13 protein-coding genes and 1 tRNA gene are annotated in these 12,083 nt (G+C 72.2%); 2 read left to right on the top strand and 12 right to left on the bottom strand.

Annotated elements, in window-relative coordinates; genetic code table 11:
* Positions 1-120, bottom strand: a 120-nt coding sequence (locus ACFPZN_RS31250) for a Clp protease N-terminal domain-containing protein (RefSeq protein WP_151491872.1), incomplete at its 3' end; no start/stop codon positions are given.
* A gap of 116 nt (positions 121-236) precedes the next feature.
* Between ACFPZN_RS31250 and ACFPZN_RS31245 the strand changes: the two genes are divergently transcribed.
* Entirely contained in the window at positions 237-869 is a 633-nt protein-coding gene (locus ACFPZN_RS31245) for a TetR/AcrR family transcriptional regulator (protein WP_378285848.1), read from the top strand.
* Here ACFPZN_RS31245 and ACFPZN_RS31240 read toward each other — a convergent pair.
* The 3 genes from ACFPZN_RS31240 to ACFPZN_RS31230 form a co-directional block, all read right to left on the bottom strand.
* Positions 845-1,603 (bottom strand): DUF72 domain-containing protein, encoded by a 759-nt coding sequence (locus ACFPZN_RS31240; RefSeq protein ID WP_378285847.1) that lies wholly within the window; start codon positions 1,601-1,603, stop codon positions 845-847. The genes ACFPZN_RS31245 and ACFPZN_RS31240 overlap by 25 nt on opposite strands.
* A gap of 60 nt (positions 1,604-1,663) precedes the next feature.
* Positions 1,664-2,311 (bottom strand): DsbA family oxidoreductase, encoded by a 648-nt coding sequence (locus tag ACFPZN_RS31235; protein WP_378285846.1) that lies wholly within the window; start codon positions 2,309-2,311, stop codon positions 1,664-1,666.
* Positions 2,312-2,452: 141 nt separating this feature from the next.
* A tRNA-Asn gene (locus tag ACFPZN_RS31230) sits at positions 2,453-2,525 on the bottom strand.
* Between the two features lie 155 nt (positions 2,526-2,680).
* Between ACFPZN_RS31230 and ACFPZN_RS31225 the strand changes: the two genes are divergently transcribed.
* Complete coding sequence (locus tag ACFPZN_RS31225) at positions 2,681-2,986, top strand: YtxH domain-containing protein (protein WP_378285845.1); 306 nt, start codon at positions 2,681-2,683, stop codon at positions 2,984-2,986.
* Between the two features lie 6 nt (positions 2,987-2,992).
* Here the strand turns inward: ACFPZN_RS31225 and ACFPZN_RS31220 are convergent, their stop codons facing one another.
* The 8 genes from ACFPZN_RS31220 to ACFPZN_RS31185 all read right to left on the bottom strand — a co-directional run bounded on the left by ACFPZN_RS31220 (position 2,993) and on the right by ACFPZN_RS31185 (position 12,076).
* Entirely contained in the window at positions 2,993-3,484 is a 492-nt protein-coding gene (locus ACFPZN_RS31220) for a hypothetical protein (RefSeq protein ID WP_378285844.1), read from the bottom strand.
* Positions 3,485-3,501: 17 nt separating this feature from the next.
* Positions 3,502-4,827, bottom strand: a complete 1,326-nt coding sequence (locus ACFPZN_RS31215; RefSeq protein WP_378285843.1) for an MGH1-like glycoside hydrolase domain-containing protein — start codon at positions 4,825-4,827, stop codon at positions 3,502-3,504.
* A 94-nt stretch (positions 4,828-4,921) separates the two neighbouring features.
* Positions 4,922-5,809 carry an HAD family hydrolase gene (locus ACFPZN_RS31210; protein WP_378285842.1) on the bottom strand — a complete coding sequence of 296 codons (888 nt, stop codon included), beginning with the start codon at positions 5,807-5,809 and terminating at the stop codon, positions 4,922-4,924.
* Between the two features lie 16 nt (positions 5,810-5,825).
* Entirely contained in the window at positions 5,826-8,402 is a 2,577-nt protein-coding gene (locus ACFPZN_RS31205; RefSeq protein ID WP_378285841.1) for a phosphoribosyltransferase, read from the bottom strand.
* Positions 8,399-9,565 (bottom strand): HpcH/HpaI aldolase/citrate lyase family protein, encoded by a 1,167-nt coding sequence (locus tag ACFPZN_RS31200; RefSeq protein WP_378285840.1) that lies wholly within the window; start codon positions 9,563-9,565, stop codon positions 8,399-8,401. The genes ACFPZN_RS31205 and ACFPZN_RS31200 overlap by 4 nt, the downstream gene beginning before the upstream one ends.
* A gap of 128 nt (positions 9,566-9,693) precedes the next feature.
* Positions 9,694-10,272, bottom strand: coding sequence for a TerD family protein (locus ACFPZN_RS31195; RefSeq protein ID WP_378285839.1), 579 nt, complete (start codon positions 10,270-10,272; stop codon positions 9,694-9,696).
* 45 nt (positions 10,273-10,317) lie between these two features.
* Positions 10,318-11,463, bottom strand: coding sequence for a DUF475 domain-containing protein (locus ACFPZN_RS31190; protein WP_378285838.1), 1,146 nt, complete (start codon positions 11,461-11,463; stop codon positions 10,318-10,320).
* Positions 11,464-11,497: 34 nt separating this feature from the next.
* Complete coding sequence (locus tag ACFPZN_RS31185) at positions 11,498-12,076, bottom strand: TerD family protein (protein WP_378285837.1); 579 nt, start codon at positions 12,074-12,076, stop codon at positions 11,498-11,500.
* Positions 12,077-12,083: the final 7 nt, after the last annotated feature.

Below are 12,083 nucleotides of genomic sequence, written 5' to 3'. Positions count from 1 at the left end.
CTCATGGATCAGCCCAAGGAGGATGTGCTCGGTACCGATGTAGTTGTGGTTGAGCATCCTGGCCTCTTCCTGAGCCAGAACGACAACCCGACGCGCACGGTCGGTGAACCTCTCGAACATCTCCTCGCCCCCTACCGGCGCCCGCAAGAATCGGAGTCTATACTCACCTTTTAATTCGAGATTACGGAGTCATGGCTCCGGATGTCAATCGGACGCCCACCAGGAGACCCGCCCCCATGCCCTCGTACAAGCGCGCGCCGGCCGGCCCCCAAGCATCCGCCGGCAGGTCGCTGCGCGCCGACGCGCAGCGCAACCGCCGCCGCATCCTGGAGGCCGCCGAGGCGGTCTTCGCCGCCAAGGGCCCGGCCGCCTCGACCGAGGAGATCGCCCAGACGGCCGGGGTCGGCATCGGCACCGTCTTCCGGCACTTCCCCACCAAGGAGGCGCTGCTCCAGGCCATCATCGAGAAGGTCGCGATCCGGCTGGCCGAGGACACCGAGCGGCTGCTGATCGAGGGCGACCCCGCCACCGCGTTCTACACCTTCTTCACCCGGATGGTGGAGGAGTCCGCCGAGCGGAAGACGGTGGTGGACCTGCTGGCCGAGGCGGGCATCGACATCACCGTGGCCAAGCCCCTGCACATGCTGCGGCAGGCCGTCGAGGGCCTCCTCGCCGGCGCCCAGCGGGCCGGGACGGTGCGCGAGGACGTGCGCGTCCCCGAGGCGATGGCCCTGCTCATCGGCGTCTGCCAGGCCACGCTGCACACCTCCTGGGAACCGGGCGTGCGAGACCGGACCCTGGAGATCGTGTTCGACGGCCTGCGCCCCTCCCCGCCCGGACGCCCTCAGACCCGAAGGCCCGCGCCCTGAGGGGCGAGGTCGGCTCCGGCGGCGGCGGCGAAACGCACCGCGTCCCTGACCGCGGCCCCTCCCGGGTCGTTGTTGAAGTACGCGTAGACGTCTTCCCGGGGCCCCCACGTCCCGGTGATGCGGCGGGCCCATGACGCCAGGGCCTGGTCCCCGTACTTCGGCCAGGGCGTGGCGGCGCCCTCGTGGAAGCGCATGTACCCCCAGTCCGCCGTGCGCCACAGGGGCGTCACGGGGCGTCCGAGCCGATCCGCCCAGCACAGCGCCGCCCCATGACGTTCCAGCACCTCACGGGTCTCGTCGCTCCACCAGGTCTCATGACGGGGTTCGACCGCGACCCTGACCCCGGCGGGAAACCGTCCCAAGCACTCCGCCAGCAGCGCGGGATCGGCGCGCAGCGTCGGGGGCAGCTGCAGGAGGACGGGCCCGAGCCTGCGGCCCAGGCCGCGCGCCACTGCCATCAGCCTCCGCACCGGTTCGGCGGGGTCCTTGAGCCGCTTGATGTGGGTCAGGAACCGGCTCGCCTTGACCGCCATGACGAAGCCCTCGGGCGTGCGGTCCCGCCAGGACTCGAACGTCTCCTGCCGCGGCAGCCGGTAGAAGGCCCCGTTGTTCTCCACGGTGGGGAAGCACTCGGCGTACCGTTCGAGCCACAGCCGCTGGGGCAGCCCGACCGGGTACAGCACTCCCCGCCAGTCGGCGTACTGCCATCCGGACGTGCCCACGAGCAACGGCATGCGCCCTACGTTCCCGGCCGCGACCGTCCTAGACGTAGCGGGACGGCGCCTCGCGGCCGGTCAGGTGGCGGCCTCCTCCCAGACCCGGCGCAGCAGCAGCGCGAACACCTCGGCCGGCTGGGCCCCGGCGACCAGGTACTTGCCCCCGCCGACGAAGGACGGGACGGCGGTCACGCCCACGGCGGCCGCCCGCTGCTCGTCGGCACGCACCGCGGCGGTGTAGGCGTCGCCCTTCAGCATCGTCCGGGTCGTCCCGCCGTCGAGCCCGGCCTTGGCCGCCTCCGCCACCAGCGTCTCGTGGTCGCCCAGCGCCGCGCCCTCGCCGGTGTAGGCGGTCATCAGCCGTTCCCGCACGGCCTCGCCCACGCCCTCGTCCTCCGCGAGGTGCATCACGCGGTGGGCGTCGAAGGAGTTCACCGGCCGCGCCAGGTCGAGCCGGTAGGCCAGCCCCACCTCGGCGGCCAGCGCGGTCACCCGGGCGGCCTGCTCGTCGGCCTGCGCCTCGGACATGCCCAGGTCCCGTATGCGCTCGGGAATGGTCTGGGTGCTCTCGGCGGGCGCGCCTGGGTCGAGCTCGAAGCTCCGCCAGCGCACCTCGACGGCGTCCCGGTGCTCGAACTCCCCCAGTGCCGCCTCGAACCTCCGCTTCCCGATGAAGCACCACGGGCACACGAGGTCGGTCCAGATGTCAACAGCGATCGCCACCATGACCCGCAGCGTACGCTGCAAGCTAACCTTACGAAAGCCTCACACTCGAAGAAAGCCAAGAACCACCCGCACCCAACACCAAAGCCCCGTTCCGGGTCTTCCGGAACGGGGCTGACCTGCGTCTGCGCAGGTGACAATGTGCTCCCGCGATTGGACTCGAACCAATAACCTGCCGGTTAACAGCCGGCTGCTCTGCCGATTGAGCTACGCGGGATCGGGACTGCGGGCCAGGGCCCCGGAGGCCCTGCCAGCGCGTCTAGGTTAGCGCATCCCGGGAGGTGTTCGCGCACCCATAAATCCGGGGCGACTGGCCCGCCCGTTCCTGGGTATGTGAGGGGGCACGAATCCACAGAGCACCGGGGGTTTGGGATGAAGTACCGCCTGACGTTCATGGCAGGCGCCGCGCTCGGCTACGTCCTGGGGACCAGGGCCGGGCGTGAGCGGTACGAGCAGATCGTGCAGGCATCGCGGCGGTTCAACGAGAACCCCAAGGTCCAGGAGGCCGCCGAGAAGCTGCGCACCAAGGGCGGCGAGATCGCCGGGGCGGCCAAGGAGCGGGTGCCCGAGCAGATCGGGCAGCGGATGCCCGGCCGGCACCGGGACACGCCGGCCGAGACGCCGGGCGGGCCTCAGCGGGAGGCGGCGCGGCCCGGCACCTCTGCCCCGCTCAGTTAGCCGGGGTCACAGCCCGGTCTGGCGGCGCAGGTCCTCCAGGACCTGCTCGGCCTGGGCGCGCAGGCCCGGGTCGGAGGCGTCCATGCCCGCCTCGAACACGAACGACCAGCGCACCTCGCCGCCGCCGGCGGGGCGGCGGCCGGCGATGCGGACCGTGCCGCCGCCGGGCAGCCGGGCGCTGTGGCTGACGACGACGGTGGCGGTGACGCGCTCCCGTACCGTCTCGGGGACCGAGCCGGGATCGGTCAGGCGGACGTGGTGCTCCGGCCCGCCGGAGGTCTCGTGGACGTGCAGCCAGCCGTCCTTCCACGAGGCCCGGTCGACGCGCTCCCAGGGGAGGCGCAGGAAGCCGCCGGAGGCCGTGGGAACGTGCAGGGCGGTGGAGGTGGCGACGACGTAGGAGCCGCCGCGGGTGGGCGCGGTGGCCAGGGTGCGCTCGCCCCGTTCCAGGGTGAGCTTGTCGCGTACGGGGGCGGGTGGCCGCCGGGAGAGGCGCATGCCCACACGTTAGGCGATCAGGCGGCGCGCGGGGCCCGGCGGGCGCCCAGCAGGTCCAGGACGAGGGCGGCCGTCCAGCTGTAGTCGTGGCTGCCGCGGCCGGTGCCGTCGAACGGGTCGAAGTACTCCCGGAACCCCGACTGGCGGACCAGCCGCAGCGTGGAGCCGTACAGCAGGTCCGCGACCACCGACAGGCCGTGGCCGCGGGCGCCGTGCCACAGCAGCCAGTTGGTGTTGATCCAGGTGGGGCCGCGCCAGTAGCCGGCCCGGTCGAACGCGGTCGCCTGGATGTCGCAGGACGGCACGGGGTAGCCGGCGGCGCCGGCGAAGCGGGCCGACAGGAGCAGGTCGGCCAGCGAGTGCAGGATCGGGGCGGGCAGCTCGGGGTCCAGGAACGGCGCGAACCCGGCGACGCTGAGCACCGGGAGGAGCCGGTCGTCGCGCAGGTCGCGCGCCCGGAAGCAGCCGGTCTCGTAGTCCCACAGCCGGTCCAGGAGCGCCTTGTGGATGAGCTGGGCGCGTTCGCGGTGCGGGACGGGGTCGCGGCCGAGTATCTCGGCGAGTTCGGCGAGGGCGTGGGTCGAGGCGAGGTAGGTCGCGTTGACCAAGGGGTCTTCTACGGCGAAGGGGTGGGCGTCGCGCATGTAGTCGGCCCTGTAGTCGGCCTCACGCAGGAGGGTGACGAGCCACACGTAGCGGTCGTAGTCCTCGCCGGTGGGGAGGCTGTTGGACCTGTGCTGGGGCGCGTACACGGCCGGGGGCAGTTCCAGGGCTCCGAGGGGGCGGTCCCAGGCGGGGCTGTTGTCGAGGCCGGACTCCCAGGGGTGGCATATGGCGACCAGGCCGGAGGAGTCCATGTCGCGGCACTGGGCCAGGTAGCGGTGCTGGGCGACCAGCTTCGGGTAGAGGCGCGCCAGGAAGTTCCGGCTGCGTTCGGCCTCGGAGGGGGAGGCGCACTCGTGCAGGCGCAGGGCGGCCAGGGCCTGGAGCGGGGGCTGGGTCAGGCCCGAGGTGTGGACGGCGTGGGGCGCGGCAGGGTGCCGGTCGGTGCGCCACAGGTCGGGGCCGGGGAAGTAGCCGTGCCGCGCCAGCGTGGTGTTGAACACGATGTGCGGGACGAGCCCGTCGGCCCACTGGCCCCGGAAGAGGGAGATCAGCTCGCGTTCGGCGCGGTCGCGGCGGTGCCTGGCCAGGCCCATGGTGACGAACGCCGAGTCCCAGCTCCACTGGTGGGGGTAGAGGCCCGGTGAGGGGACCGTGGCGGTGCCGGTCCAGTTGGCATCGAGAACCCTGGCCGCGGCGTCCCACAGCGCGGTCTCGTCGCCGGTCAGACGGGCAGTCATGGGGCCAGAGGACCTCCCGATCGGCTCCTGGCGGCCCTCCCGCCGCGCGCGGGGGCGGGGTGGGAGGCGCGCCATGGCTAAGGAGATTGTTCCCTCAGAAGGCGGGGTGGACGACCTCCGATCCGGAGGTGTTCGTCTTCTTTTCCGGGGACGGTTCCGTGAACGAACGCTGCGGCGCCGCGGCGGCCGTACGGTCCAGCAGCCAGGCGAGGATCTCCTCCCCCGCCTCGATGCCGCGGGCGGTGGTGACGGCGGTGGACGGGGACGTCCAGCCGGTGTCGTGCAGTTCGCCGTGGGCGGGCCTGATGGAGGCGTCCGCGGCCTCCAGGAGCTCGATGTCGAGGAGGGAGTCCCCGGCCGCGAGCATCGTCCCGGCGCCGGTGCGGCGGGCGACCTCGGCCGCTGCCGCCGCCTTGGTGAGGCCCTCGGGGAGGCAGTAGACCTTGCGGCCCTGGACGGAGGTGCGCCAGCCGCGTTCGGCGCACCATCCCGTGAGATCCTCCACCCAGCCCTGGGGAAGGGCAGCGCGGTCGACGACGGCGTAGGCGAACAGGTCCGAGGCGGTGCGCCGCTTGAGAACGAACGCTCCGCTGATGCTCGCGAGGTGTTCGCCGACCTCGGCCAGGGCGGTGGCGGTCTCGGCCGCCCGTGCCCGGACACCCTGGGCCCAGTCTGCGTCGTCCACACCGTCCATGAGGATGTGCCCGCCGTTGGCGCAGATCGCGTAGGCGGAGGGCTTGTCCAGGAGATGGACGCGGGCGTACTGCTCAGGCGTGCGGGTCGTCGTGGGGACGAACGTCGCCGCGTCCGCCAGGGCCTCCAGCGCACGGGCCGCCGCCTCCGTCATGAAGGACAGGGGCTGGGCCTGGTACAGCTCGACGCAGAGCAGCCGGGGCAGCATCGCGTCCGGGGCCCCCAGGCCGAGCGACGCATTGGAGTAGATGATCGTCCGATCAAGGTCGGAACACACCACGACGCTCACAGCACGCCTCTCCTTCTCACTGCGCGGCCCCCTGCCCGAAACGCGGGTGGATCAGGCCGACGCAGGCGTACGGGATCATCTCCGGGTCGACCTCCTCCACCGGGACGCCCCGTTCGGCCGCCAGCAGCCGGATGTGGGCCAGCTCGGCTCCGGCGCCGGCCCGGGCCAGCACCTTCCACGGGACGCGCCGCAGCAGCACGCGGGTGGTCTCCCCCACGCCCGGCTTGACGAGGTTGAGATCGTCGATGCCGTACGCCCCGGCGATCCGCCGCACCGCCTCCCACCCGGACCAGTCGGGCGCCCGGTCGGCGGCGAGCAGGCCGGGCAGGTCCTTGGCCACCCGTTCGGCGACGTCCTCGAAGCGGGCGCACACCGCGTCCAGGAAGACCGCGGACACGTCGGCGGCGGCCAGCTCCGCGTAGAACTTGGCGCCGTGGAAGTCGCCCGGACCGATCAGGTCGCGGTTCAGGACGGTCCGGCTGACCAGGCCCGACACCGTGGAGTTCAGGCAGGCCGACGGGATCAGGAAGTCGTCGCGGGTGCCGAAGAGGTGCGTGCACCGCCCAGGATCGGCCAGCACCGCAAGGTCGGCGGGGAACCTCCGGCCGGTCGCGGCGGCGTGGCCGTCGAGCGCGCCGGCCAGCTCCCGGGTGATCGCGCCCTTGCCCGTCCAGCCGTCCACGAACATCACCCGGGCCGGGTCGTGGCGGGCGGCGATGTGGGCGAGCGCGACCTCGTCGATCCCGCGGCCGCGCACGATGCTGATCGCGTAGTGCGGCAGGTCGAGGCCGTGGGCGAACCGGGCCCAGCGCCGGACGAGGATGCCGACCGGGGTGCCGGCGCGGGCCAGCGAGACCGGCACGGCGTCCCGCCCGCGCGCGGCCAGGATCATCTCGGTGATGACGCCGGCCGCGTACGCGAGCCGTTCGGCGGAGGCGTCGAGCGCCTTGTGGAAGAGCTCCTGGTAGCCGGGGCTCGGCTGGTACTCGACGGGCAGGGACTCGGCGTAGTGGGCCCGCCCCGCCTGGACGGCCGCCTCCCGTTCCTCCGTGGGCGCCTCCAGCCGTACCGCCGACAGGTCTTTCAGCAGCCATGCGACGTCCTCGGCCGGATAGCTGCCGAAGGCAGGCCCGTACAGGGGTTCGGGGCCCGCCCTGCGGTGGGACGGGACGGTGGCGAGGACGGTGGGCGCGAGGCCCCGCAACTGGGCGAGGAGGCCCTCGGCCAGGGCAGGCGTGTCGGCGGTGTCGTCGATGACGAGCACGATGGCGTCGAACGCCCGGGAGGGGTCGGCCCCGGGCGCCACGTTGTAGGCGTACCGCTCCCCTGGGCCGTCGGCCGGGTCGTCGTGGGAGGGGAAGGTCAGGCGCGTGCGGATGGCGTAGCCGGGATCGTCCACCGCGAGGACGGGCGAACGGGTCGTCGTCGAGTAGCGCACGTCCACGTCACCGGGCAGGCCGTCGGCGAGGGCTCCCGCCAGGCGCAGCGGCGTGTACATCAGCTCCTCGAAGCCCAGCACCAGGATCCGGGACGCGTGCTCTGGAAGGTGGGCGGCGACGCGTCCCGCCATCGCCGCAAGGGCCTCGTCCAGGCGTTCACGGTGCTCGGGCAGGAAACCGTGCCGTCCGCCATCGGGAAGCCCCTCCGGCCAGCCCAGGTCGGCCCGCGCCACCCCGAACGGCCCCGCCTCCACGGCAAGGGGACGACCCGAACGGTCCTCAAGGCCGGCGACCAGCGCCTGGCCCGCGTCCAGGACGTCCTCTGGCAGCGCCACCCGGCCCATGGCCAGGGACACGACATCGATGCGCGCCCCCAGCCTCGCCGCGAACGCTTCGATGGCGGCGCGGTCGCCGTCCCCCCGCAGATCGACGAGGGAGGCCACCACGTAACGCTCCCGGGGACGCACCGCGTGCAGCGCCGCGATCGTGTTGATCACTGTGCGGCCGGTGGACAGCTCGTCGTCCACCAGCACCAGCGGCACGTCCCGGTCGAACAGGGCCGGATCGCCGGGGAGCAGGAGATGGCTGGTGGCGTGGCTGTGCTCCTCCTCGAAGCCGCCGTAGGTGCCGAAGCCCGCCACGGGACGCCGCGTGGAATGCAGGTAGCAGGCGCCCCCGAGCGCGTCCGCCACCGAATGCCCCAGGGCCGTGGCGGTCTCCGCATAACCGAGCACCACCGCGTCCACCGGCTCACGCCGTTCGCGCAGGAGGTCGCACAGATCGGCAGCCGCTCCCGGACGGCCGCGCAGGGCCTCGCCCAGCAGCGCCCCGTACTCGGCGTGTTCATGCTCCGCGTCGCTGGGCGCCGCCCCGCCCAGGCACCGCCGGACGAGCTCGCCCAGCAGCAGGCCCGAGCCGTACACCAGGCGCGGGTCAGTGGGGACGTGCTTGCCGAGCACGGCCGACACCAGCAGATGCGCACGCCGCGGATTGCGGCGCACGGCGAGGCCCACGAGATCGGCCAGGCCCGCGCCGACAGGGCGTTCACCGTCGTGGAGCGCCACGCCGAGACGGGCCGACACCCACTCCCCCGGCCACACGCCCTCCCCGGGCCCCTCGCCCACGCCGCCCGGCCGTGTCTCCGACAGGGTCACTGGCCGCCCGCCGCTTCCAGAAGCTCCACGAACGTGACGCCCTCCGCCGCCACCCCGAACACCTGGGCGCGCAGCATCAGCCGCTCCGCCCACGCCCGGTGCGGCTTGGCCTCGTTCATCTTGTTCGCGTACACGCTCGCCATGGCCCCGCCCCCGTTCCACCCGAGGATGTCGGAGGCGTCGCAGTACTCCTCGTGGGTCACCACCGACAGGGCGTGCACCGCCGCGACATGGCTCGGATGGATGACCGTCTTGCCGATCAGGCCGTTGGCCTTGTCCAGGTGCACCTCGCGGATCAGCCCGTCCAGGTCCGAGGTGATCAGCCGCTGCCGCAGCGGCGCGGCCTGCTGGGCGTCGAACGGCGACTGCCGCAGCTGCGGCTTGAACATCCGCTCCCCCGCCGAGAAGTACTCCCAGACCGGCCCGGTCACCACGAAGCCCGTCCCGTCGGCCCGGCCCAGGATGTTCACCACGTCGGAGATCACCCCGGCCACCGGGCCGATCTCGTAGATCGTCAGGTCGGGCGGGCGGCGCAGCCCGTAGGCGGCCGACATGTCGGTCGCGCCGATCCGCACCGCCAGCACCCGCTCCCGGTGCTTGGCCAGCAGCCGCGCCACGTCCTGCAGCAGCTCCGAGCGCGTCTCCCGGTACACCGCCTGCTGGCTCTCGATCACCGGCATCGCCAGCAGCCGGTGCCCGGTGCGGGCCTGCGCCTCCGCCACCGCCTCCAGGAAGGCGTCCCCGCCCGCCGCGGTGAACTTGGGCAGCACGAACCCGCTGACCAGCTCCGCCGCCTCCCCCAGCCGGCACGCCAGATCGCCGATCTGCTCGGCCGTGCGGACCCGGACGAACAGCAGCGGCGCGTCCGTGCCCGCCGCGTGCGCCGCGTGCGCCCGGGACAGCTGCGCCACCAGGTTGGCCTCCGCCGCCGGCACGTCCTCGTCGGCGATCGAGTCCTCCAGGCACAGCACCATGCTGGTCACGCCCCGCCGCGCGGCCTTGGCGACGTCCTCGGCCAGGGCGGGACGGACCGCCGGGGAGTACAGCGTGGCGCCCAGCGCGACGGCCAGCACCGCCGGGTCGTCGTGCCGGTCGAACGCGCGGGGGTGCCGGTGGAAGAGGTGCTTGCGGCGCCGGCTCTCGATGTGGTCAAAGTGCCGCATGCACGCAGGGCCCTCCCGCTCTCATCCGCCCGCGCCCCGGACGGGTGCCGGGAACGGTCTCACGGGCGGCCCCGGGAACGGTCCCGAGACCGGTCCCAAGGGTGCCGGGAGGGGTCTCACAGGCGGTCTCACAGGTGCGCGGAGACCGTCGGGAGGAGGTGCTGGAACGTCCGCCCGTTGGCGGTCGCGCCGATCGCCGTCATCGACCAGCCCTGGCCGTCCCGCGACACCTTCGCCATGATCTGCGCGTTGTGCTCGCCCGCCCCGCTCAGGTCGTAGCGGGCGATCTCCTGGCCGGTCGTCTCGTCCACCAGCCGGCAGAACGCGTTGGCGATCTGCGAGAAGTCCTGGCCGGTGAAGGAGTTCACGGTGAACACCAGCTGCGCGATGTTGCCCGGCACCGACGGCAGGTCGACGTTGATGACCTCGTCGTCGCCCTCGCCCTCCCCGGTGAGGTTGTCGCCGGTGTGCAGCACCGAACCGTCCTTGCTGCGCAGCTGGCGGAACCACACCGAGTCGGCGAGGTTGCCGCTGGCGTCGAACAGCAGGCAGGACGCGTCGAGGTCGATCGACTGCGCCTTGGAACGGCCGAACCGCCCCTTCTTGGCCACCGCGTCCCAGCCCAGGCCCATCCTGACCCGCGTGAGACCGCCGCCGCCCGGCTTGGCCAGCGAGACCTTCTGCCCCTTCTGCAGCGAGATCGACATCATCAGCTCCTTTGGTGAGATCGACGACACGCGGGGTGCCAGGGTCTACACCCGCGAAGAGTGCAGCTGCTTGTCCTCGCCGGACGCGGTCTCCTCGGCGTCGCCGGCGTTGCGGTTGCGGACGACCGAGCTGACGAACGCCGCGATGATCAGGCCCGCGCCGAGCCCGCCGGTGATCCACTCCGGCACGTGGTGGGCGATGCTGATCAGCATGCACGTCGCCAGGGCGCCGATCGCCCAGTGGGCGCCGTGCTCCAGGTAGACGTACTCGTGCAGCGTCCCCTTGCGCACCAGGAAGACCGTGAGCGACCGGATGTACATGGCGCCGATGCCCAGGCCCAGCGCGATCACGATCGGGTCGGTGCTGATGGCGAACGCGCCGATGACGCCGTCGAAGGAGAACGAGGCGTCCAGGACCTCCAGGTAGAGGAACAGGAAGAAGCCGGCCTTGCCGGTGGCCAGCGCGAGCTGGCTCGGCCCGCCGCGCCGCTCGGCCTCCGCGGCCCGCTCGCCCTCGGCGCCGTCGTCATCGTCGTCATCGTCGCCGTCGTCGTCGAGGTCGATGCCGCCCGCCCCGGAGAACAGCTCGCCCAGCCCGTTGACCAGGATGTAGGTCACCATGCCGAGCACCCCGGCGATCATCACATCGCCCGGGTCCTTCGCCCAGAGCCCCGCCACCAGCGCCAGCGCGCCGCCGGCCACGACCACCGACAGCTGGTCGAGCTTCCCGATGCTGGCCAGCGGCCGCTCCAGCCACGGCAGCCACTTGTGCGCGTGGTCCTCGAACACGAAGTCGAGGAACAGCATCATCAGGAACATGCCGCCGAACGCGGCGATCGTCGGGTACGCCGACTCCATCGCATGGTGGTACTTGTCGGGCTCGTTCAGCGCGAGGTCGAACGCCTCGATCGGCCCCAGACCCGCGGTGATCACCACGATCACCAGCGGGAACACCAGCCGCATGCCGAACACGGCGATGGCGATGCCGATGGTCAGGAAGATCTTCTGCCAGAAGGGGCTCATCCGGTCGAGCACCTTGGCGTTCACCACGGCGTTGTCGAACGAGAGCGAGATCTCGAGGATGGCCAGCACCGCCACCAGCGCGAGACCGGCGGGGCCGCCGTAGAGCAGCGCGGCGACCAGTCCGAGAGCGGTGACCCCGAAGGACCACCCGAAGGTGCGAAGAATCATGCGTACTTTTCTGTTCGAGGCGGGCTGGCGGCGATCAACCGACGTTGACGCCGAAGTCCATGGCGATACCGGCCAGGCCCGAGGCGTACCCCTGGCCCACCGCGCGGAACTTCCACTCACCGCTGTGCCGGTAGAGCTCGCCGAAGACCATGGCGGTCTCGGTCGAGGCGTCCTCGGTGAGGTCGAACCTGGCCAGCTCGTTGCCGTCGCTCCGGTTCACGATCCGGATGAACGCGTTGCGGACCTGGCCGAAGTTCTGCGCGCGGCTGTCGGCGTCGTAGATGGAGACGGGGAAGACGATGCGGTCGCAGCCGGCCGGGACCGCGCGGAGGTCGACGTTGATGACCTCGTCGTCGCCCTCGCCCTCCCCGGTGAGGTTGTCGCCGGTGTGCTCGACCGACCCGTCCGGGCTCCTGAGATTGTTGAAGAAGACGAAGTGCTGGTCGGAGAGTACCTTACCGCCGGAGTCCAGCAGCAGCGCCGAGGCGTCGAGGTCGAAGTCGGCGCCGGTGGTGGCCCGCACGTCCCAGCCCAGGCCGACGGCGACGGCGGTGAGGTCGGGGACGGCCTTGGTGAGCGAGACGTTGCCGCCCTTGGCGAGCGATACTCCCATGATCGGA

Source organism: Actinomadura rugatobispora, assembly GCF_042656285.1.
GTDB classification, from domain to species: Bacteria; Actinomycetota; Actinomycetes; order Streptosporangiales; family Streptosporangiaceae; genus Spirillospora; species Spirillospora rugatobispora.
This window is presented reverse-complemented; position numbering and strand designations above follow the sequence as displayed.

Excerpts from the sequence above, each read along its gene's own strand:
- ACFPZN_RS31215 (WP_378285843.1), bottom strand. The coding sequence starts at position 4,827 with ATGACTGCCCGTCTGACCGGCGACGAGACCGCGCTGTGGGACGCCGCG.
- ACFPZN_RS31190 (WP_378285838.1), bottom strand. The coding sequence starts at position 11,463 with ATGATTCTTCGCACCTTCGGGTGGTCCTTCGGGGTCACCGCTCTCGGA.
- ACFPZN_RS31235 (WP_378285846.1), bottom strand. The coding sequence starts at position 2,311 with ATGGTGGCGATCGCTGTTGACATCTGGACCGACCTCGTGTGCCCGTGG.
- ACFPZN_RS31195 (WP_378285839.1), bottom strand. The coding sequence starts at position 10,272 with ATGTCGATCTCGCTGCAGAAGGGGCAGAAGGTCTCGCTGGCCAAGCCG.
- ACFPZN_RS31225 (WP_378285845.1), top strand. The coding sequence starts at position 2,681 with ATGAAGTACCGCCTGACGTTCATGGCAGGCGCCGCGCTCGGCTACGTC.
- ACFPZN_RS31245 (WP_378285848.1), top strand. The coding sequence starts at position 237 with ATGCCCTCGTACAAGCGCGCGCCGGCCGGCCCCCAAGCATCCGCCGGC.
- ACFPZN_RS31220 (WP_378285844.1), bottom strand. The coding sequence starts at position 3,484 with ATGCGCCTCTCCCGGCGGCCACCCGCCCCCGTACGCGACAAGCTCACC.
- ACFPZN_RS31185 (WP_378285837.1), bottom strand. The coding sequence starts at position 12,076 with ATGGGAGTATCGCTCGCCAAGGGCGGCAACGTCTCGCTCACCAAGGCC.
- ACFPZN_RS31240 (WP_378285847.1), bottom strand. The coding sequence starts at position 1,603 with ATGCCGTTGCTCGTGGGCACGTCCGGATGGCAGTACGCCGACTGGCGG.
- ACFPZN_RS31200 (WP_378285840.1), bottom strand. The coding sequence starts at position 9,565 with ATGCGGCACTTTGACCACATCGAGAGCCGGCGCCGCAAGCACCTCTTC.